Raw genomic sequence first — 20,428 nt, 5'->3', positions numbered from 1 at the left:
GATGTACGAGAAAATGGGTCATGGCGGCGCGCGCCTGCTGATAGCCGCACTGCTTGCCGGCACCACCCTGGCCGGGGGCATGACCGTGTTCACTTCCAGTGCGATGGCGCAAGAGACAGGCAGCGTGAATGCCTATGCCATTCCCGCCGGCACATTGAGCGACGCGCTGAACAGCTTTGCCCAGCAGAGTGGATTGCAGCTTAACTACGATGCTTCACTCACGCATGGGCGTCAGTCGCAGGGCCTCAACGCGAAGCTGCCGTGGCGCGACGCACTGGCACGGCTGCTGTCCGGCACTGGTCTGGTGGCGCGCGCCAACGGCCCTGCGGCGGTAACAATTTCCCGTGCCACCACCGGGGCGATGACGCTCGATACGCTGCTCATCCCGGCAAGTGCCGAGGCTGCTGCGGCAGGCATACCAAGCGATGAGGACCGTTTTGACCCAGCGGACGACGCGCGACGCGGCGATTCCATCGTGGTCACAGGTCGCAACGACAAGATCGACGCCCGCTCGGCCTCCGGCCCCTGGGGCGACAAGCTCGTCATCGATACACCCTACGCGATCAGCGTGCTCTCGCAGGATCTGATCGAAAGCGTCGTCGCCGGGGACATGGACCAGATGTTCAAGATGAACCCGGTGGTCCAGAACTCCGCACCCTCGACCGTCTATGGCACGCCCTATGTCACCATCCGCGGCTTCGATTCCCAGAAAGGCGTGGTGGACGGCGTCCGGCTCTCCTCGACGTTGACCGGCATTTCGATGGAGGAACTTGCCAATGTCGAGATCATGAACGGCCTGTCCGGCTTCATGTATGGCGTCGGTAATCCGGGCGGCGTGACCAACTATGTACTCAAGCGGCCCACCTACACACCCACGCGCGACATCACCGTGGGCGACTATGGCAACAAGCAGTTCTTCGTCCATGCCGATCTGGGCGGCAAGATCGACCGGGACGGCGTGCTCGCCTACCGACTGAACCTGTCCTATCAGGACGGCGAAACTGCGAAGAAGAACCAGAACATCGCCCGCAGCCTGTTCAGCGGCGCAGTGGACTGGAACGTGACGCCGGACCTGCTGCTGCAAGTGGAGGCGGCGCATACCTATTACCGCATCGACGGCATCGATTCCCGCTTCTACGCCTATGCCGACACCAGTTATGCGGCGATCGACCACTGGATCGAACCGCTTGATGCCAGCAAGACCTGGACTCCCGACTGGACTTATCTGCAGATCAAGACGGACCGCATCGGCACGAATGCAAAGTGGAAACTGAACGACACTTTCAGCCTGCGCGCCGCCTATCTCTACAAGCGTGACGCGCAGGAATCGATCAACGTCTATCCCGCCTATTTCGAGGATGTGGGCTGGAAAGTCGGCTGGGCCTCGCGCAGCGCGCCGTCCTACAACATCGCGCAGGGCGCCTATGCCTATCTCGACAGCGAGTTCGAAACGCTGGGCATCAAGCATCGCCTGACGCTGGGCGCCTCGGGCGACATCCTGCGGGTGAAGCGGCATGTCACCAACTCGGTCAGTGCCGGCTTCTCGCCTGCCTTCACCGATCCGAACGACATGAACACCTGGGCCATGCCCGATACGCTGAACACCTATTCCTGGGGCGCACTCTACAAGTCCAGCCAGTCGCAGAACACCAACGTCATCCTGGGCGACGATATCCAGTTCACCGAACAGCTCAGCGCCATGGTGGGCGTGAACCGCAGCACCGTGAAGGCCCGCAACTTCGGGGCGACCGGCGCGCGCACGTCCAGCTATAACGAAAGCGCCTATACGCCCACGATCTCGCTGGTGTTCAAGCCGGCCGCGCGCGTGACCACTTACGCTACCTACATGGAAGGTCTGGAACAGGGCTCGACGGTTCCGGACGATGCCACGCTCTACAACAATCCGGGCGAGATCATGAAGCCCTACGTCTCCAGGCAATACGAGGTCGGCGCCAAGTACGCCCCGATCGACGCACTGCTGATCACCGCCGCGCTCTACCGGATCGAGAAGGCCAATTCCTTCGACGAGACGGTGAACGGCAAGATCACCCGCACGCAGGACGGCGTGGAGGTCCATCAGGGCGTAGAACTGACGGTCACCGGGCATGTCACTCCCCGTCTCAACGTGATGCTGGGCGGCACCGTGATGGACCTTAAAGTCACCAAGACCAGCACGGCCTCGCTCTTGGGCAAGAAGCCGACCGGCGTCAGCGACATGCTGGCCAAGGTCTACGCCGATTACGAGATTCCGGGATTGGACGGCTTCTCCATCAGCGGCGGCGTCTATCACGCCGGCAAGATGTACAAGGACAGCGCCAATCTCCAGAAGATCGATGGCTATACGATCGTTGACCTTGGCATGCACTACAAGACCGAGATCGACGGCCATCCGATCCGCTTCGACCTCAACGTCGCCAATCTGGGCGGCCTCGATTATTGGGCCACCTCGACCCAGCTCGGCGGCCCCCGCAATGTGGCCTTCGCGGTCAAGTACGGGTTCTGAGCGATGACGGACCGGAATAGACGCGCAAGGACCGCGTCATGAAACAAAGCCTGCGCCAGTCGATGGCATGGCTGCACACCTGGGCCGGGCTGGTGCCGGGCTGGGTGCTCTACGTCATCTTCGTGTTCGGAACGGCCGCGTTCTTCCAGCACGAGATCGACGCCTGGATGCGGCCCGAACTGCCTTCCGAAACACGCGCATCCCCGCGCGCCTTCGCTTCTGCCGACGCGGTGCTGCGTGCTCGCGCGGCGGGAGCGGAGAGCTGGTCGATCTCGCTGCCCGCCGTGCGCGGCGGCAGCGGGTTGGACGTATCATGGCAGATGCCCGGCCAAGGCCGGCGCGAGGGGACGCGGATCACGCTCGATCCCGTCACCGGCACCGAAATCCCGGTGCGCGAAACGAAGGGCGGCTTCTTCCTCTACCGTTTCCATTTCGACCTGCATTTCATCTCGGTCATGTGGGCGCGCTATCTGGTCTGCGTGGCAGCGCTGGCGATGCTCGTCGCAATCCTGTCCGGTGTGGTGACGCACAAGAAGATCTTCACCGACTTCTTCATGATGCGCTTCCGCAAGGGCCAGCGCAGCTGGCTGGACGCGCACAACGCCACGGCCGTGCTCGCCCTGCCCTTTCACCTGATGATCACCTACACCGGCCTCGCGACCCTGCTGTTCACGCTGATGCCCTGGGCGATCTCCGCGAACTTCCCGGATCGGCAGGCCTTCTATGCCACCAGTTACCCGCAGGGCCCCGAGCGGGAGGCCAGCGGAGAGCCTGCCCCGGTCGCCCCGATCGGCCAGATGATCGCCACGGCCCAGCGCCAATGGGGCGGCGCGATGCCGACATATCTTTCGATCGACAAACCCGGCGACAAGGCCGCCGTGGCGACCCTTTATACCGCCAAGTCCGAATGGGGGAACGGCCGACCCGATACCGTCTACCTCGACGCGGCGACCGGCGCGATCCTGCCTTCCACACCCGCCAGTCCCGGCGGCGCCACCGCGACGCACCGGGTGATGGTGGACCTGCACACGGCATGGTTCGCCGGTTACGGCCTGCGCTGGCTCTACTTCCTTTCCGGCCTTGGCGGCGTCGCCATGGCGGCAACCGGATTGTCTCTATGGTGCGTGAAGCGTCGCCTGAAGTTGCCCGATCCGAACCGCCCGCATTTCGGCTTCCGTCTGGTCGAGCGCCTCAACATCGGTTTCATCAGCGGCGCGCCGATCGGGATCGCGGCCTATTTCCTTGCCAACCGCCTGCTGCCTGCTGCCATGGCAGACCATGCGGACTGGGAGATCAACGCGCTGTTCATCGCCTGGGGCGGCACGCTGGTCTGGGCGTTCCTGCGCCCGGCCCGGCGGGCATGGCTGGAGACGCTGACGGTGGCAGCGACACTCTACGCGGCGATCCCATTGGTGAATGCCCTGACCACCGTGCGCGGCCTTGCCCCCAGCATGATGGCGGGCGACTGGACATTCGCCGGTTTCGACCTGGTGATGCTGGCGCTGGCTGCAGGTTTTGCCTTTACGGGCTGGACCCTGGCGCGGCACAAACCCCGGCAGATGCCCGCGCGCAAACAACGCAAGGGCGAGGAGGTGACTGCATGATCCATACTCCCGTCGCTCTCCTGACGCTTGCCGGCTTTGCGCTGCTGCTCATGGCTATGGCCCGCCACCAGCAGGACTGGCTGCGCCGCAAGCTGGCCCCTCGTACCGGCCGCCTGCTGCGCATCGGTGGCTTCGGCCTGCTCGGCGCCGCGTTCATAGCCGCAGGCACCGGCTTTGGCTGGGCCTACGGTACGGTCGCCTGGTTCGGCTGGCTGTCGTTCAGCGCCGTCCTCACGCTCACCGCCCATACCAATCGCGAGCGCATCCTCGCCCGTCTCCGTCGATGAAACCTTCCGGAAATCCGCGCATGATCAAGCCTTTCACCGCCCTTTTCCCAGCCAGCCATCGCTGGTCGGTCGCATCACGCACATTGGCCGGTACACTCGGCGCTTATGGGGTGACAGCGCTCGGCACCGTGGCGCTTTCGCTTGTCCTCGCCGCGCTGGGGATGCCTCGGGCCGAGGCGGTCACCGCCGCTACGCTGGCCAGTTACGCCGTCTTCGCCGTCGTGGCGATGGCCGTATTCCACGCCGCCAGTCCCGCCCGGGCCTGGGGCTGGCTGGTCAGCGCGGCCGTGCCGCTTGCCCTGCTGACCTGGCTGCTGACGGCGACGCGATGAACCCGTTTTCCCTGCTCGTCGCTGGCGCCGCAGCCATGGCCTCCGGCGCCCCCGGCGAAGAGCCGCAGGCCGGCGATCCCGCGCCGACCAGCACGGCGCATGCCGCCACCCCCAGCGGCCCTGATCCGGTCTATCCTGCCGAGTTCTACAAGCCCTTCCAGCCGCAGACCGCGCTGGACATGCTGGAACGCACCCCGGGCTTCATCCTCAGCGAAGGCTCATCGGTACGCGGTTTCGGCGGGGCGGCGGGCAATGTCCTGATCGACGGCCAGCGCCCCACCGTGAAAGGCGGCGGCATCACCGAAGTGCTGCGCCGGATCGGCGCTTCCCGCGTGGAGCGCGTGGTCCTGCTGCGCGGCAGCGATGCCGCCGAGGCGCAGGGCCAGACGCTTGTCGCCAACCTGATCCTGCGCGCGGACGCGGGTGGCTCCGGCAATGCCTCTCTGGCGCTGGCGCATACTTCCGATGGCCATATCTCACCGGACGCGCGCGTCAGCTACGCAAGGCGGGTCGCCGGCTGGCAGACGAATATCGAGCTGTCCGCCCAGACCGTCCGCTATCCTACTCACGCCGTCTATCTGGAGCGCGATGCAAATGGGGCGCTCACCCGCACGCGCAATGAACGGATATCGGCGAACGCGCCGCAATATGGCCTTGCGCTTTCCACGTCAGGCGGCCTGGCCGGCGGCACGCTGACGGTGAACCTGCGGCTCGGCAAGGATGGCTATTCCTCACACACCGGTTACGACATCTTCAACGGCGCGGATGATGGCCAGCCCGATTCCACCCGTACCATCGCCTACCGAGAGGACAGCCGCAGCGGCGAACTGGGCGCGGACTGGACCCGCCGCCTCGGCAACGACTGGAGCACCAAGCTGGTCGCGCTGGGCACCATCGAACGCTACGTCACTTCGGACGATCTTGTCGAACCGGGCTATCGCAGCGTCTCCGAACAGCGCGAGAAACCGACCGAACTGGTTGGCCGCATCACCGTCACGCGCGAAGGCGAGCATCGGGTCCGCCCCGAATTCGGCGCGGAAGTGGCGTACAATCGCCTCACCAGCACACTTTACTATGCCGAAGATAGCGGCGCGGGCCTTGTTCCCATCCCGCTCAGCAACGCAGACACCCGCGTATCGGAACAGCGGGCGGAGGCTTTCGCGAACGCCACCGTGCGGCTGGCCCGGCGCTTCTCGCTGGAAGCCGGCATGGCAATCGAACTGTCGAAGATCACCGTTAGCGGCGAAGCTGCCAGCGAGCAGAGCCTGTCCTATCTCAAACCGTCGGCCGCCCTTGTCTGGTCGCCGTCAGCCGAAACGCAAGTGCGCCTCGGCGTACGGCGAACGGTCGACCAGCTTGACTTCAGCGACTTCGCAGCGTCGGTCAACCAGACCGATGGCAGACCGCTCGGCGGCAATTCCGGGCTGCGCCCGGCCCGCGTGACCCGCGCGCTTGCCCGGCTTGACCATCGCTGGGGCAAAGGTGGTGCGCTGGCGCTCGAAGCCTGGCATCAATGGCACACCGGCCTGCTCGGCTACGTCCTGCTACCCAGCGGGGACGAGGCTCTGGGCACTATCGGCAATGCCCGCCAATGGGGGATGACCGCGCAAGGTACGCTGCCGCTGGAAGCCATACTGCGCGGCGCGCGCCTGACCGTGGACGCGACCTTACGCGGTTCCCATATGCGCGATCAGGTCACCGGCGACGAGCGCCACATGGACGATGTGCTGCCCCGCAGCCTCACTGCCGAATTCCGCCACGATGTCCCCGCGCTCAAATCCTCCTGGGGGGTGACTTATACGGCCGCCGAATATGCGGATGTGTTCTACACGGCGGAAAAGCTGCGCTGGCGCGATGGCCAAAGCTGGGGCGGCTACGTGGAGACGACCGCCCTACCCGGTTTCAAGACCACGCTGGCCGTCTCGGCGCTGGGGGGACAGGACTTCTATCGGCTGCGGCGCTTCTATGCGCCCAGCCGCGCCGGCCTCTACACCGGCAGCGAGGAAAGGCGGCGCCGACAAGGCGCAACGGCGACGTTGACACTGGCCAAGGCGCTTTGAGAATCTGCCTGAAAACGGGGGTTTTATCATGCCAGCCCAGACGTTTTGACCCCGTAGAATGGCGTGGACTGAAGGCTGCCTTCACCCGAAGAGAGCGGCATATTATTGCCCCAACACCAGCCCCTTGAGCATGATTATTATTCCGCTGGATAACTGGCTTCGCGACGTGGACGCTGAGACGTGATCGGCGCTAGCGGCGCGTGCATGAGTATTATTGCCCAAATCATGAACTCGACGACTGGCGAAATCATCCAGAAGTTGAAATTCGAACGTATGCCCAAGCCGTGGGTCACCTTTCATCTTTCGACCGGCGAGCAGGTCACTGCTGATCGGGTGCATGTCGGGAAGCCCGCTCCCGGCAAGTTCATCACGCCGGTCGAAGTTTGGGTAACGCCCAAGGGCTGAGGAAGCCCGTCTATTCTCATATCAGGTCAGGCGAATCCGGGCTAACGGCTTGGGTTCGCCTTTTTCATGCTGTCAAAGCCGGCGATCACGCCGTGCGGACATGCCCCACCAACCGCAAAAAGGCCCGATGGTCGCCGCTGGGAAGCGGAATACCGCGCTCGTCGAAAAAGATGGGAACCGATGCGCGCCTTCCGCGTTCGCGGGGGCGGCTGAGCAAAGGGTGACCGGCGAACGGCCGGCGCCATGGATCGTTCCGGAAGGGCCAGAAGCACCGTCCAAATAGCTAACAGCCCTTAACCATGCCGTTTAACCGCAGTTTAGCCGGGTTGCGCCATTGAGTACTTCGACAGGAGGATTGTTATGTCCAGGTCTGGAATGAAGTTCGGCACGGCGGCGGCGGTAGTGCTGCTTGGCTGCGCAACGTCTGCCAATGCCTATGATGGTGCGTCGATCTCGATCACGGGACGGGTTCCCACCGTCTGCCAGGTCAGCCTTGCAACGGCACCGGTACAGACGGTCCAGTCGGGCACCAACGACCTCGGCGTCATGCGCGAACTGTGCAACGACCTTTCCGGCTACACCGTCACGCTTTATCATCCAGCCGGTCTGATCGATGCCTGGGTGGACGTTGGCGGCGTGCGCGTGCCCATTTCGCCGGGCGAAACGCACACCGTGATCGTCGACAAGCGCACACCCGCCTTCCGGGAAACGCCCCTGCGCCTGGTTCTGAACCAGACCCCCGACACGACGATGAACCTCAGCCTGGAAGCAGAGCCCAAGGGCGCGGTTTATTGATTTCCGCCAACCGCGCCGGTTGCTAAGGGCATCACTGGCGGGTCGGCGAACACCCATCCCCGCCCGACAGGCCAAGGCGTGGTGAGAAGGTCAGCGTCACCACATCGGCATACTGGCCGGCCGGCAGGCGTTGCAGGTCGCGCGCCGAGAGTTCCACTTGCACTCCGTGGCTGCGGCCGCCCGGGGCCGGCGTCTGGCTGCAGGCGATCGTGGATTGGCGCGTCACGGGAAAGCCCGAAACCTTGAGCGCGTAGGGCAATACGGCATCGTCATTGTCGAAGCGCTTCATGGCGCCGCGTTCCTCGTCCACACGAATCTCGTAAGGCACCGTGGATTGCGCCGTAACCGTCAGCCCGCGCGTCACGTTGCCGCTGGAACCGTCGATATCGCCGAAATCGATCCGCCCGCGCTGATTTCCGGCCGATCCCACGAAGGTGGAAATCCGTTCCGGCACCGTCACGTCCACGGCAACCTGGCTGCCAAGCTGCATGCCCCGATCGATCTCGTCACGCCCCGCCATGCAGGCGAAACGCACTTCCAGCGGCTGGTAGTACCGGCCCGCGACAATGCCCTGCCCGGCCGGGATCTGGATGCGGAAGCTTTCGTTGACGTTGTCGCCCGTAGCACCGGCCCCGAACTCGATCAGCGCGCCATTGGTGGCGTTCGGCTGTTCCGCGCCGGAAACCAGGATCGTGCGCCCACTATCGCGAACCCAGCGGATATCATAGCGAACCGATTCGTTGCGGCCCAGTGCCGCCCCGCGATTGATGGCGCCGGGATTGGCGAGGACGACGCGCACGGCGGTGATCCGGGGATCCAGCCTGCGGACGTGGATGGTGAAAGAGCGCTCCACTTCCGATCGGTTGAACGGATCGTAGTCCAGGCTCAATTCGCTGCTGGAAGCACGGAAGTCCGCGCAAGCTGCCTTGGCGGCCTGCGGCATGGCCCATGCAAGAATGCCGCATGTCAGAAGAGTGGCGGCGATCCTCATGGTGTTCCCTCCGGCTTCAGCGCACCGCCGCGTTGCAGGGCGGCGCTGGTTGTCGTCACGTCGATCATATAGACGAGCGTACCCTCGTCGCTTGGCATTTCGATGCGCCACTTGCCTGCGCGCAGCCCCTGAACGGCGAAGTGGCCGGTCCGGTTGGTGAACATCTCCACTGGCTTGCGATCGGCCGACTGGTGATTCGGGGGCGAAACTTCGATCGCGCGGCCACCCACCAGTGCCAACGGCGTGCCATCCGGCTTCAGCAGTTGCCCGGTGTAGGTCACGAAATAGTCCGAACCGATCTCGATCAGCGATCCCGAACGATAAGGCGGCTTCAGCTGGATAATGCCGGGGCCGATATCGTAACCTGCCGGTGCGCTTGGCACGTCGTACGTCATCAGACGCGGCGAATAGGCGGTAAGCTGCGGCATCACCGCGCCGCCGAACAGGCCGGACTTGGCGATATATTCGTCGTCGCGCGGATCGAGATAGACCGCCTTGCCCTCCAGCGAGCTGTGCGGCTTGACGATGGCGAAGCTGTCGTAGATCGGCCGTGACAGCGCGACGCTGCCCCCGGCATAGGCCAGCGAGAACGCCGTTCGCACCGATGTGCGCTGATCGATGATCGACCCGCTGTTGGAGAACGAAGTGTAGTGCGCCGCGCCTAGTTCGGCCCGGTTGGTCAGCACGTTCACCGCCGCATTGACGCCGATCGAATCGTCCACCCGATCGAGATTGGCCGATGCGTTGTACGATCCCACGCCGGTTCCACTGGAGCGCTGATAGCTCAAACGCGCGCGGTCGTTATCGGTGTCGAAATCGGCGTTCGCGCTGGAATTCCGGTCGAAGCGATAGATCAGCGAGATGCGGGCGCCGGGGCCGGTGCCCCTGTCATTGCGCTCGTAATACCCTTCCGCCGTCAGCAGCAACCGCTGGTTGGGCCGCCAGCCATAAGTGACGCGCCCGGTGGATTGGTCCTTCTTCGCACCGCGGCCGACCGAGTAGTAACCGTCCAGACTGAAATAGTGGTCTGCGCCCAGCGACTGCGAATAGGTCGCGCCGATTTCCACCGAGTAGGGATTGCTGGCGGTGATATTGTCCGGCAGCGAGAAGTCCTTGCTCGTCGCCTGCAGCGATGCCGTGAGCGAACGGGCATTGCCACCCTTCCCCACGCGCGAGAATTCATAGCCGATGTTGATCGCATAGCCGTTTCCGGCGGTGTTGTTGTGCGATCCCGCCGCGTTCAGCGACCAGGTACCGATCGGCGATGCCCAGACGACTTCGGCACCGCCGACGCCGCCCCGGCTCTGGATCTGGAAGTTGCCCCCCAGCGTCAGTTCGTCGGTCAGACCGTGCCGGTAGAAGCCGGAGGCGATCGGATCGTTGGTATAGTGGCGTCCGCTGGTGCGGAAGGGTGTCTTCACACCGGCATAGACGCCGAATTCGCTGAGCCCGGCCGCCAGCAATGTCCGATCGAAATTGATCGAGAACGAGATGACGTTTTCACGGCCGCTGTCGTCCCGCACCAGCAACTGCACGTTGTTCGACCCTTGCGCGAAGGGGAAATCGCCGATGTCGTAAGTGCCGGGGTTGAGGCGCGTGACCTGCACCGACTGGCCGTTGACGATGGTCTCCACCGTGGAGGCGCGCGTCAGCGTGAACGAGCGTTGTCCGCGCGGCTGGATGTTGCGCTGCGGATCAAGGTCCGCATAGACGCGCGACATCGACAGGCCGGCCATCGGGCTGGTGCCGGAAAAACCGCGCGCCACCGGCTCCAGATCGCCGGCGGTATAGCGTGCCGTATGGCGCTCGTCGTCGTAGACCAGGCGCGTGCCTTCGCGGCGGAAGCTGTCCTGAATGCTGCCTTCGTTCTCGAGCACAAAGCCCTTCACCCGCACCGCGCTGTCGTACACGATATTGGGCGTCATGAAGCCGGTTTCGGCGCCGGTGTAGACGTAGTCGCTATTGATGTAGGCGGTGACGTACGCGGAAACGTCTTCGGCCGGCTGGATCGGGCCGGACACCTGCGCGGCCCCACCCATGACCTGGATCGACTGGCGCTGGCGCAATGTGGGATCCACCGACAGCAGCAGGCCAAGCGTGGACGGATCGTAGACCAGATTGATACCGAAACGCGGCAGGTCGGCAGTGGACACGACCTTCTTATCGGCCAGCGCATCCGAAACGCGGGCCAGATTGGCATCGGAAAGGACGCTGTGAAGCAATTCCAGCAGGTCCGGAACTTCGACCAGAATGCGGTCGTCCGCCGTCAGCGTGTAAGAGACCTCCCCCAGCACGAAGCCGCCGTCCGTAACTGGCCCACCCATCGGGATGTCGCGCCCGGTGGTGTTGATGCGCTGTGCACCGAACGTGGGCGTGGGTGCGGTCTTGCGCGCTGCGTTGGCGTCGGGATCGGTATCGGGCGCGGCTGCGCCGGTACCCGTGCCCATCGGCGTGACCGCGACAGTGCCGCTACCCAGCGCCGTGCCTGCCATCAGCCCGGCGGGCGATGCCGCATAGGCAGGCGGGCAAGGCGCTATCGAGCCAAGCGGGGCCAGCCCCGCCAGACCTAGCAGGAAGAGAGAAACCCGTTGCGGCACGGCGTCATTTTCCGGCCGGCGTGAGTTCGATGGACAGCGTGCCCGTCGCGTCCGGAAGCTCCACATTCATCGGCAGCACCCGGCTCGCTTTCGCAGGCACCAGGCCAAGGCCCATGGTTTCGCGGATTTCCTCGGGCTCGAACGTCTTGCGGAACGCTTCCGAACCATCGCCGCGCCGCTCGATCAGGGTCATGCGGTTGTTGGCGACATAGCCGTATGTCGTGCCATCGTTGGCGATAGTGACGACCGGCTGGGGCTTCCCGTTCGCATCCGTGCCGACCTTCGCCTCTACCAGCTTCAGCGAGGCGGCATCACCCGCCGAGCCCACGCTGACCAGCACCTTGAAACGATGGAGCACCTGAATGGTGTTCTGATTGCCTGCCATGGTGACCGGCAACTGGGCGATGGTCACGTAGAAGTGCTCACTTTCGCCCGGCTTGGGTTCACCGATCCACTGGACGCGGAAGGCCTGCGATTGATTTCCAGCCAGCGTGGCCTGGCTGGGGAAGACTAGAATATCGTCGGTATCCTGATCCTCAGCCTCGCGCAGTTCACCGTCGACGACGCGAACGGGATGCACGGTGACTTCGACCGGAACCGGATCGGGAAAAGTGTTCTGCAAGGTGACGATAGCCGATGCGCGGCGACCGGCGGTCTGCAGGTCCACCACAACCGGCTGCACGTTCAGTGCAAAGGAAGGTGCGGTGCTCGCCAGCAGTCCCCCGAACAGCGTCAGGGCAGTCAGCAGCGGGCGCGCGCCATGGCGCGTGAAGCGTGAAGTCATCTTGCTCATCTGAAAATGCCTGAACCGGAAAGGATGGAGGCGGGCCGAAGCCCGCCTCCGGATAAAATCAGGCAGCCGGGGTCAGTTCGATCGAAACATAACCGCTGTAGTTGCCAGCAGCCATCCGACGATCGGTGAGCGAGCTCCAGTTGGTTGCCGTGCGGTCCGAACCGTTGCTCGAAGCAACAGCGGCACCGTCGCTGGTGGCGCGGGCGAACTGCACGTGGGTCGAGGCTTCGCTCAGGCTGTCGTGGCCGCCGAAGCGCTGGGCGACAGTCGAACCGTTCGGGGTCGAGGTCGAGTCAAGGGCCAGGCCGTTGATCGAGGTGTCGAGGTTGTAACGGATGAACTGGGCGAAATCGCCCTGGGCCAGGCTGTTGCCGGTCGCGCCGTCGAGGGCGAGAACAGCGCGCTGAACCTTAACGGTGCTGCCGCCGTTGTTGCAGAACGCGACGACGTTGGCAGCGTTCAGCTTCTGGGCGATCTCTTCGGTCACGGTCGAACGGACCTTGGCGTTGGCGTCGGTCAGGTCTTCGAGCGAGATCGACGAGGCCTGCGACGAGATGCCGCACTTGCTGTTGACCTTGGCGTTGATGTTAATCTGGGCCGAAGTGGCAGCCTGGGCCGAACCGGCAACGGCGAAAAGAGCAACCGCGCTGGCGGCGAGGATCGAACGCTTCATATTCAACTCCCTAGACAAAGTTTGGCGCAGAATGACGCCGGAGAATTCAAGACCGCTTGCGCGGACCATGCGTTACATCGGTTGCCGGGCGGCGCCGATGGCTGAACGGTGCGCCGACCCGCGCCCCGCCCTTCAGATGGTGGGTTGCGTCTATGCGCGTGGCCCAACCACCAGAATTAGAGTGTCCTTGTAGTGCCCCGCGGCCAGCCGCGGTTCGGCGGCGGCCTGCGACGGCCAGTCGATGGTGATCACTGCGTTGCGGCCGACGCTGATCCCTGCGCCGGACTTCAATCCGCGCCCCGGAACCATGCTGGCAAAATCGCAGCGACCGCCTTCTTCCATTTCATCCGAGGTGCAGCGGGTGCTGCGCACCACGCCCTTGTCCGTTTCGAGCGCCACGGAGACGCGATAACGCTTGCTGAAAGCGTATCCCGAACCGTCATCGGCGTTGTCGACGTTGAGCAGTGCCCCGCTCTGCGAGGTGACGCCCAGGGCATAAGGGGTGTTGCAATCGAGGCCGACCGCCAGAGAGAAGTTCGCGGCGGTTTCCAGATCGCGCGGCGCGGCGACCGCATCGGGACCGGCGGCAGCGAAGCCGCAGCGTTCCTTGATGCGGGCGGTGACATCGATCGCGACCGAGTCGGTGTGCGCCTGGGCCGAAACGACCGTCAGCATCGCACCTGCAAGGACACTCCCGCCGCCAACAATAGCGCGCGAAATCCGCCGAAATGGAACGGAAATCATTAAGCCCCCACTTAATGGCGTGCCAGCCTGCCAGCCCCCTGCTGACCGAATCTGAGGCATTTCTGCCGTGACCCGGGGCTTAGAAAGCGTTCACGGATCAGGCAAATGCAAATTGTTAGTTAACAACTGAATTGTCCATTTTGGGACATATTGATTCCAATTGCTTACCAATCTTCGTCTTGTCACTTCTCGATGATCACCGATTCGATCGTCATCGAAATCTCTGTTTTCCGCGCCCAAACCCACCTTTTCGCCACCTTCGACCATAGGTCCCGGCCTTGCGCGGCACCCCGTCCCGCGTTCGCATCGGCGATGCCGTGATTTAGGTCACACCCTTGCCAGCGCGGATTACGTCTTGCGGGATTCCGGATCGCGGATCGGAATCCCGGAATCGTCCCGTCCAAACAGGTGTCCGACGATGTCTGTAATCCCGGCCACCAATCAGCACCGGCTCTCAGGGGAATCGACTGTCCGTGAACTGACATAGTCATGCCCTAGGGCGGCGCCGGCCGACGCATGCCCTGTCGGCGCAGCGGGCAAGATGATGTCGACTTCGGGCCAAACGGCCGAGCCACGCTACCGATCGCCCGGATGGTTCGGCGTGGAAAGCCGCCTGATCACCTATGCGTCCGGAAATTTCGGCAAGAATCTGGTCTTCGCCGGCGCGGACCTGACGTTCCTTTATCTGCTGACCGACCTGTTCGGCTTTTCCGGCACCACTGCCGGTATCCTGATGCTGGTGGCACTGGCCGGCGATCTCGTTTTCGATCTGCTCGCCGCGATGCTGGTCATCCGCCTGCGCCGGTCCGGCCGTGGCTATCGCTGGCTGATCGTTGCAGGGGCAGTGCCGGGTGGCCTTGCCTTTGCGCTACTGTTCGCGATGCCGGCGATGGGCATCGACCGCGCATGGATCCTCGCTTTCGCGCTGCTGGTGTTTCGGGGCGCCTATGCCCTGATCGACGTGCCGCACAATGCGCTGATGACGCGGATCACCGCCGACAGTCGGGCGCGCGGGCGGGTTTCCGGCTATCGCTTCTTCTTCAGTTCGGCCAGTGCGCTGACGGTTGCCGGCGTGCTGACCCCAGCCGTGCAGTCCGCCGTTCACGCGCAAGACTTGCCCAGCCTGGCCCTGACCGGCGGCGTGGCCGGTTGCCTGTTCGCGCTGACGATGATCGCCTGTGGCCTGGCGAGCGACCGGCGCTGCAGCGTGCCCGAACACGGCGATGGGGACGGCGATGGCATCGACGTACCGCTGCGCGATCCGCTGGTGCTGGCCATGGCCGCCATCGCGGCAATCACCGGTTTTGCCATGCCGGCATTCGAGCGGATGCTGCTCTATCTCTGCACTTATGTAATGGAACGGCCCGAACTGGTCACTTCGTTGCTGTTGGCGAAGACGCTGGGCCAGTTTCTGGGGGTCGCGGTCTGGACGCCACTGGCGGGGCGGATCGACAAGGGCCGCGTGCTGGCGGCGGGCCATGCAATCTCTATCGTCGGTTTCCTGTTGTTCGGCCTGGCGATGGACCGGCCAAGCCTGCTGCCCGCCTGCGCGCTGCTGATGGGTTTCGGGCTGAGCTGCGTGTTCATGCTCCCCTGGGGCCTTCTGGCCAATGCCGTGGATTTCGTGGCCCTGCGCCATGGGCGCCGGTTCGAAACCGGCCTTTTCGCGTTCTATCTGGTGGTCGTGAAAGCCAGCGGTGCGGCGGCGTCCGTCGTCATCGGCCTGGTGCTTGGCCGGCTGGGCTATGTTCCCGGCATGGAGCAATCCGCCATGGTCAAAGCCGGCATGATCGCGCTGGGCCTGGGCGTGCCGGTGCTGGGAAGCCTTGCCGCTGTCACGCTGTTGTCTCGCATGGGGATGGGCCACGAACGACACGAACGTGTGCTCGCGGCGCTCGCAGCCCATCGTGCGACCCGATGGTTCAGCCCGGCGCGGAGCCGGTCTCGGGATTGAACTTCGGATTGGTGAAATCGAGCGGGGCGGGCACCACCTTGACCGGCGGTGCCGCGCTTTGGGCCCAGGCACGACAGATCATGTCGCGCAGCATGGCGGCACCGCTGCTCGTCTGGACATAGACCATTTCGCGCGTGTCGTGATCGGCGAAGTTGGTGAAGTGATTGCGCTTCTCCAGCTTGTAGACCTGCTCCATCTTGTCGCCGGCGGTGTCGAGGTAGGCGAGGATCGCCTCGAACATGTCGCCCTCCCGGTGCCCCGGCGCGCCGATGCGCGGCGCGAGATCGGCAACGGTCAGCTTCATGCCGTCCACGAAGCCGCTTTCGAACCGGCCGTGGATCGTGCGATCGCGCGTGTAGTCGTGCGGGTTGTCGCCCCGCCAGCCGTCGCTGTTGACCGAATCGTGCAGCGGCTGTGCGCCATCGCCGATGTAGTGACCAAGGCGGATCACCTGGAATGCGCAGTGCTGCTCCGGCACCGACGCATCGCCGCCCTCCGCATTCGCCTTGCGGACATAGCGCATGCAGGTGATCAGCCGCTGGTAGGCCTCCATCGCCGCATAAGGCAGCGTGCCGGTCCAGCGCACATTGGTGCGCGCGGCGGTGGCGGGATCACTGTCCTTGATCGTCTCGTAATGCTTGTAGAGCGCCAGTACGAATTCGTAGCGCGACCGCGGGATCGGCTTCAGGAACGTGAACTGTTCCCGAAACCAGCCGTGGTTGGGATCCTCTTCGATCTTGGAGAAGTTCTCATCATCCCCGCGCCAACTGTCGGGCAGCGATGCGGAGGCGCCGATGTAGTCCTCATACTTGCGCAGGAAGACCGGGCCATCGGCGGGGATCGCCTCGATCGCCGCGCGGTCGATCACGGCGTGGGCGGTGCCACCCCAGGCATGGGCGGCAACGGAATGGAGGGCGAGCGCGCCGAGCGCGGCGATCACGGGAAAACGCATCTTCGAACGGCCTTTCCTATCAGGGATCCAGCGGATCGCGCGGATCAAGCCGCGCCGACTTGGCGGAAGGACGAAATTCAAGCTCGGTGGGGGACAGCCGACGACCGATTTGGCCCGGTTGATAGCCGAGTTCGTCCAGATTGCGCTGCGCGAAAAGCGGGGTTTCGATGTAGGCGCTCTGCCCCGGGTTGCAGACGATCAAGGTATCGCGATCGAGCGGCGCACCCATCGCCATCAGGCGGCGCGTGGCATTGCGCAAGTTGGTCGTGGTGTGGCGGGCATAGGGCTCGATCACGATGGCATCGGCGGGAATGCCGTATCGCTCGATCAGCGCACGACGCAGTTCCTCCGCCTCGGCGAAGCGCGTTGCGCGGGGATGCGCGCGGCCGCCGGTGACGATGATGAAGGGAATGTCCCCCGCCGCGAAGCGGTTCGCCGCCAGCCGAACGTGCAGCTTGCTGAGCGGGCTGAGCGCCATTTCCGGCACTTCGGGGCCAACGCCGGTGACGATCATCGCCGAATAGCGATAGCGCTTCCAGTCGATCGTCTTCGCCCGCGCCATGGCCGGGGCGTTCAGGCCGCCGGTAATCGGCTCATAGCCGATGGCGTCCGTGCGGTCGTTGGCATCCAGCAGCGCCAGCGCGAATTCCACGCTGGTATCCAGCCCCTGCGCCGATCCCGCACGCGGGGTGCGGGCAAGCGTCAGCGCCGCCATCGTGCGGTTCTTCGCTTCATCGCTATCCGGCGCGATACCAGAACCGTCGATCTGCGGATAGCGTGGAGCAAGGCCCAGCGCATAGGTGCGGATCACGGTGTTGATGCCGTCGATCTCCCGGTCCAGCCCGGCAAGATTGCCGTCGTCGCTTTTACGCGTGGCGACGAGCCCGGCCGCCGCCGTGCCCAGCGTCGCCTTTTCGGCATCGCTCCAGACCAGCGCCTTTGCCGCGCAAAGCGCATCCTCTCCGCAGGCCGCCTCGCGCGCGCGGCGCGCTTCCAGCAATGTTGCCACATCATAGCGGGCCTTCAGCGCCGCCACCGCGCGGGCATCGCTGCCCACTTCGCCCAGCATCGGGAACAGGTGATCCGACAACAGTTCGACCTTCCGGTCGCGAACCGCCCCGGCCGAAGCCGGGACGGTCGAAACCGGAAGCATGGCCGCCATGAGGAGGCTGGCGGCAAGGCCCCGCGAACGCAGTGCCATCACCACGCCTTGCTCACGACGAGACGGAAGTTCCGACCGAAGATCGGACGGCCATAGATCGCCTCCGCACTGCCCTGCCCGCTCAGCGAGTCGGTGCGGGTATTGCCTTCGGTCAGGCCGTGGGCGTTGAACAGGTTGTCACCCACCACCTGCATCTGCCAGGTGCCGCGCGTCAGCGTGAAGCCGGCGCCAACGGTGCCGTAGGCGGGCAACGCCGTGTCGTTGTAGAGATCGACGTAGCGCTTGCCCATGTAGGTGTAGCGCCCATAGATCGATACGTCCGTGCCGCTGGTGGTGAAGTTGAAGCTGGGGCGGATATTGCCGTAGACCTTGGGTTCGCGAACGATCTGGTTGCCTTCCACCTGCTCCGGATCGGCGCCCGTGGTGCTCTGGAAGCTCTTGTACTTCGGATCGCTGATCGTCAGCGCGCCGTTCAGCGTGAACCACGGGGTGACCGACCAGGCACCGTCGAACTCCACGCCCTTCACTTGCGCTTCACCCACGAACGGCACGTTCACGTCGTTGCGGCCCGTTGTCGGGTCATAGGCAAGGAACGAGGCGTTGAGCGGATCGAAGTTGGTGTAGAACCCGGTGACATAGAGGTACGAACGGCCCGAGGCGAGCTTCAAGCCCACTTCGTACTGGTCCGCGATCGTGGTCAGGATCGTGGGATTGATGCTCATCACGGTCTGCACGTTGGGCGGCGTTTCAAGGTGCGAAGCGCGGCCGTAGATGCCGATGTGGTTGCTGAAGTCGTAATTGGCGCCCACCGTCCAGTTGGTGACGTTGGGCTTCAGCTTCTGGTTGATGATCGCCCCGGTGAAGCCGCGCGTGGCATCGTCGGCCAGCGTGGTGGCATCACCCAGGTTCACCTGCTCGGTCAGCGCTGCCCAACCCTTGTAGCTGTAGCGTTCGTGACGGATGCCCGCATCGATGCGCAGGCCGGGCACGATTTCCCAGGTGTCGTTCGCATAGATTGCGAACATCTTGGCGTCGCTATCGCCCTGGTTCAGCGTGGCGGCATAGTTCAGCACGCCATTGTCGGTGACGGAGCCGATCGCGGTGCCGGCTGCGTTGTAGGCCACGAGGTCGAGCGTGCGGGGCTTGCCCGCCACTTCGATCAGGTAGTTCTGATAGAGCGTCTTGCTGTCTTCGCCATAGGCACTGGCATAGAGGCCCAGCTTGATGTCGTGGCTGCCGATCGCGGTATCGAACTTCCTCGCGACGGACAGGTTGCCCTGCGCCGAATAGAACTTGGAGTGGATGTCGCGGTACTGCCCCTGCATGACAAGGCCGGAGGCAGCATTGGGATCGTAGAGGGTGTTGGTGCCGGCGAGCACGTAGCCCATATGATCGACCGCGCCGAACGCCGTCGTCGCACGGGCGAGGTAGCTGCTGGCGAAGGTGTCGGCATCGGCCGGGTTGGTGGTGGAATAGAACGCCGTGAAGTCCAGCTTGCCCTGCGTGTAGCCGGCCTTGGCGGACACCAGCCAGCCGTCGAAATCGGCATCGTATTGCGCGCCGAAGTTCACCATCTGCATGTGGCGGCCATCGGAAAGGTCGCTGTTCCGGCTCTGGATCACGCCGGCGCCATCGCGATACTTCAGGTTCACGTTGCGGAATGCGGGCGAGTTCATCGTGCCGGTGAAGTAGTCGATGTACTTGTCCAGGCTGACGCTGGGATCGCGCGGGTCGGCCGTGGGGATCGGCAGGTAGAAGACGTTGTGATCGTTGACGTAGTTGAGGCTCAGCTTGATCGAGCCGTTCTCAAGGTCATGCTTGATGTTCGCGCGGATCTGGCCGCCCTTGTCGTTGGGGAAGCCGTTGTCGCGATAGCCGTCGTGGTAACGCATGAAGCCGCCCACGGCGTAGTAGGTGTTCTTGCCCAGCGGACCGGCTTGATAGGCATCGAAGCGGTAGAGGCCGGTATCACCCAAAGTCACTTGCGCCTTGCCGCGCGCCACGTCGCTGCCGGTGACGGTGATCGCGTTGATGATCGCACCCGAATAGCTGGCATAGACCGGCGCCGGGCCGCCGCGCACCACTTCCAGGCGGTCGGTCATCAGGTCCGGCTTGATCAGCGCGTCACCGCGGAAGAACACGCCGTCGTTCTCATGGAACAGCGGCAGGCCGTCCTGCTGGAAGCTGACGAAGCCGCCGTCGCTGGGCAGGCCGCGAATGCGGTAGATGTTCTGCACTTCGCCGCCGGTAATTTCGGTCTGGAATCCGGGAAGCTGGCCGATCAGGTCCGCGAAGTTGACCGGGGCGATCTTCGCCATGTCATCCTGAGAAATCGTGTTGATTGCATAGGAGACGTCGAAGCGGCGCTGCGCACGGGTCGACCCGGTAACGATGATGTCGCCGGACGTCGCTTCGCCTGCAGGCGCATCCGCACCATTGCCGGCGGCTGCGGCTTCGTCCGCAGCGTAAGCGGGCGTCGCAAGGACGGTGCAGATGGCGGTAAGCGCCGTGCCGGCGGCGAGAACGGTCTTGAACATGAAGCCCCTCGATTCGAAAATTCGAAAGCCGCCCGATGC

The 20,428-nt window shown here is 64.2% G+C and carries 16 protein-coding genes; 8 read left to right on the top strand and 8 right to left on the bottom strand.

Annotated elements, in window-relative coordinates; all coding sequences use genetic code 11:
* Nucleotide 1: 1 nt before the first annotated feature.
* The 7 genes from WBP06_RS21790 (at nucleotide 2) to WBP06_RS21760 (ending at nucleotide 7,986) form a co-directional block, all read left to right on the top strand.
* Complete coding sequence (locus WBP06_RS21790) at nucleotides 2-2,503, top strand: TonB-dependent siderophore receptor (protein WP_395337176.1); 2,502 nt, start codon at nucleotides 2-4, stop codon at nucleotides 2,501-2,503.
* A 38-nt stretch (nucleotides 2,504-2,541) separates the two neighbouring features.
* Nucleotides 2,542-4,107, top strand: coding sequence for a PepSY-associated TM helix domain-containing protein (locus WBP06_RS21785; RefSeq protein ID WP_395337175.1), 1,566 nt, complete (start codon nucleotides 2,542-2,544; stop codon nucleotides 4,105-4,107).
* Nucleotides 4,104-4,394, top strand: a complete 291-nt coding sequence (locus WBP06_RS21780; RefSeq protein ID WP_395337174.1) for a DUF3325 domain-containing protein — start codon at nucleotides 4,104-4,106, stop codon at nucleotides 4,392-4,394. The genes WBP06_RS21785 and WBP06_RS21780 overlap by 4 nt, the downstream gene beginning before the upstream one ends.
* Nucleotides 4,395-4,414: 20 nt before the next feature.
* Entirely contained in the window at nucleotides 4,415-4,726 is a 312-nt protein-coding gene (locus tag WBP06_RS21775) for a hypothetical protein (RefSeq protein ID WP_395337172.1), read from the top strand.
* Nucleotides 4,723-6,786 carry a TonB-dependent receptor plug domain-containing protein gene (locus WBP06_RS21770; protein ID WP_395337171.1) on the top strand — a complete coding sequence of 688 codons (2,064 nt, stop codon included), beginning with the start codon at nucleotides 4,723-4,725 and terminating at the stop codon, nucleotides 6,784-6,786. Before WBP06_RS21775 ends, WBP06_RS21770 begins: the two co-directional genes overlap by 4 nt.
* A gap of 204 nt (nucleotides 6,787-6,990) precedes the next feature.
* Entirely contained in the window at nucleotides 6,991-7,191 is a 201-nt protein-coding gene (locus WBP06_RS21765; protein ID WP_395337169.1) for a hypothetical protein, read from the top strand.
* A gap of 360 nt (nucleotides 7,192-7,551) precedes the next feature.
* Nucleotides 7,552-7,986 (top strand): hypothetical protein, encoded by a 435-nt coding sequence (locus WBP06_RS21760; RefSeq protein ID WP_395337168.1) that lies wholly within the window; start codon nucleotides 7,552-7,554, stop codon nucleotides 7,984-7,986.
* 31 nt (nucleotides 7,987-8,017) lie between these two features.
* Here WBP06_RS21760 and WBP06_RS21755 read toward each other — a convergent pair whose 3' ends face one another.
* From WBP06_RS21755 to WBP06_RS21735, 5 genes are all read right to left on the bottom strand, one after another.
* A complete protein-coding gene (locus WBP06_RS21755) occupies nucleotides 8,018-8,977 on the bottom strand; it encodes a hypothetical protein (RefSeq protein ID WP_395337167.1) in 960 nt (319 codons plus the stop codon).
* Nucleotides 8,974-11,574, bottom strand: a complete 2,601-nt coding sequence (locus tag WBP06_RS21750; protein ID WP_395337165.1) for a fimbrial biogenesis outer membrane usher protein — start codon at nucleotides 11,572-11,574, stop codon at nucleotides 8,974-8,976. The genes WBP06_RS21755 and WBP06_RS21750 overlap by 4 nt, the downstream gene beginning before the upstream one ends.
* 4 nt (nucleotides 11,575-11,578) lie before the next feature.
* Complete coding sequence (locus tag WBP06_RS21745; RefSeq protein WP_395337163.1) at nucleotides 11,579-12,367, bottom strand: molecular chaperone; 789 nt, start codon at nucleotides 12,365-12,367, stop codon at nucleotides 11,579-11,581.
* Between the two features lie 58 nt (nucleotides 12,368-12,425).
* Nucleotides 12,426-13,040 carry a hypothetical protein gene (locus WBP06_RS21740; protein WP_395337162.1) on the bottom strand — a complete coding sequence of 205 codons (615 nt, stop codon included), beginning with the start codon at nucleotides 13,038-13,040 and terminating at the stop codon, nucleotides 12,426-12,428.
* A gap of 150 nt (nucleotides 13,041-13,190) precedes the next feature.
* On the bottom strand, nucleotides 13,191-13,715 hold the full coding sequence (locus tag WBP06_RS21735) for a hypothetical protein (protein WP_395337160.1): 525 nt from the start codon (nucleotides 13,713-13,715) through the stop codon (nucleotides 13,191-13,193).
* A gap of 610 nt (nucleotides 13,716-14,325) precedes the next feature.
* On the opposite strand from WBP06_RS21735, the gene WBP06_RS21730 reads away from it, so the two are divergent.
* Nucleotides 14,326-15,738, top strand: a complete 1,413-nt coding sequence (locus tag WBP06_RS21730) for an MFS transporter (protein WP_395337158.1) — start codon at nucleotides 14,326-14,328, stop codon at nucleotides 15,736-15,738.
* Here the strand turns inward: WBP06_RS21730 and WBP06_RS21725 are convergent.
* The 3 genes from WBP06_RS21725 to WBP06_RS21715 are packed head-to-tail and all read right to left on the bottom strand — an operon-like array spanning nucleotide 15,707 to nucleotide 20,389.
* Nucleotides 15,707-16,690, bottom strand: a complete 984-nt coding sequence (locus WBP06_RS21725; protein ID WP_395337157.1) for a nuclease — start codon at nucleotides 16,688-16,690, stop codon at nucleotides 15,707-15,709. The genes WBP06_RS21730 and WBP06_RS21725 overlap by 32 nt on opposite strands.
* Before the next feature lie 19 nt (nucleotides 16,691-16,709).
* A complete protein-coding gene (locus WBP06_RS21720; RefSeq protein WP_395337155.1) occupies nucleotides 16,710-17,891 on the bottom strand; it encodes a YdcF family protein in 1,182 nt (393 codons plus the stop codon).
* Nucleotides 17,891-20,389 (bottom strand): TonB-dependent receptor, encoded by a 2,499-nt coding sequence (locus WBP06_RS21715; protein ID WP_395337154.1) that lies wholly within the window; start codon nucleotides 20,387-20,389, stop codon nucleotides 17,891-17,893. The genes WBP06_RS21720 and WBP06_RS21715 overlap by 1 nt, the downstream gene beginning before the upstream one ends.
* Between the last annotated feature and the right edge of the window lie 39 nt (nucleotides 20,390-20,428).

Origin of the sequence: Novosphingobium mississippiense (genome assembly GCF_044029535.1) — a bacterium.
Classification (GTDB): domain Bacteria; phylum Pseudomonadota; class Alphaproteobacteria; order Sphingomonadales; family Sphingomonadaceae; genus Novosphingobium.
The sequence above is the reverse complement of the archived record's forward strand: the minus strand, read 5'-3'. Positions and strand labels throughout refer to the sequence as shown.

Bases quoted from the DNA above. Each gene is read 5' to 3' on its own strand.
- WBP06_RS21790 (WP_395337176.1), top strand. From the start codon at position 2: ATGTACGAGAAAATGGGTCATGGCGGCGCGCGCCTGCTGATAGCCGCA.
- WBP06_RS21785 (WP_395337175.1), top strand. From the start codon at position 2,542: ATGAAACAAAGCCTGCGCCAGTCGATGGCATGGCTGCACACCTGGGCC.
- WBP06_RS21780 (WP_395337174.1), top strand. From the start codon at position 4,104: ATGATCCATACTCCCGTCGCTCTCCTGACGCTTGCCGGCTTTGCGCTG.
- WBP06_RS21775 (WP_395337172.1), top strand. From the start codon at position 4,415: ATGATCAAGCCTTTCACCGCCCTTTTCCCAGCCAGCCATCGCTGGTCG.
- WBP06_RS21770 (WP_395337171.1), top strand. From the start codon at position 4,723: ATGAACCCGTTTTCCCTGCTCGTCGCTGGCGCCGCAGCCATGGCCTCC.
- WBP06_RS21765 (WP_395337169.1), top strand. From the start codon at position 6,991: ATGAGTATTATTGCCCAAATCATGAACTCGACGACTGGCGAAATCATC.
- WBP06_RS21760 (WP_395337168.1), top strand. From the start codon at position 7,552: ATGTCCAGGTCTGGAATGAAGTTCGGCACGGCGGCGGCGGTAGTGCTG.
- WBP06_RS21755 (WP_395337167.1), bottom strand. From the start codon at position 8,977: ATGAGGATCGCCGCCACTCTTCTGACATGCGGCATTCTTGCATGGGCC.
- WBP06_RS21745 (WP_395337163.1), bottom strand. From the start codon at position 12,367: ATGAGCAAGATGACTTCACGCTTCACGCGCCATGGCGCGCGCCCGCTG.
- WBP06_RS21740 (WP_395337162.1), bottom strand. From the start codon at position 13,040: ATGAAGCGTTCGATCCTCGCCGCCAGCGCGGTTGCTCTTTTCGCCGTT.
- WBP06_RS21735 (WP_395337160.1), bottom strand. From the start codon at position 13,715: ATGCTGACGGTCGTTTCGGCCCAGGCGCACACCGACTCGGTCGCGATC.
- WBP06_RS21730 (WP_395337158.1), top strand. From the start codon at position 14,326: ATGATGTCGACTTCGGGCCAAACGGCCGAGCCACGCTACCGATCGCCC.
- WBP06_RS21725 (WP_395337157.1), bottom strand. From the start codon at position 16,690: ATGCGTTTTCCCGTGATCGCCGCGCTCGGCGCGCTCGCCCTCCATTCC.
- WBP06_RS21720 (WP_395337155.1), bottom strand. From the start codon at position 17,891: ATGGCACTGCGTTCGCGGGGCCTTGCCGCCAGCCTCCTCATGGCGGCC.
- WBP06_RS21715 (WP_395337154.1), bottom strand. From the start codon at position 20,389: ATGTTCAAGACCGTTCTCGCCGCCGGCACGGCGCTTACCGCCATCTGC.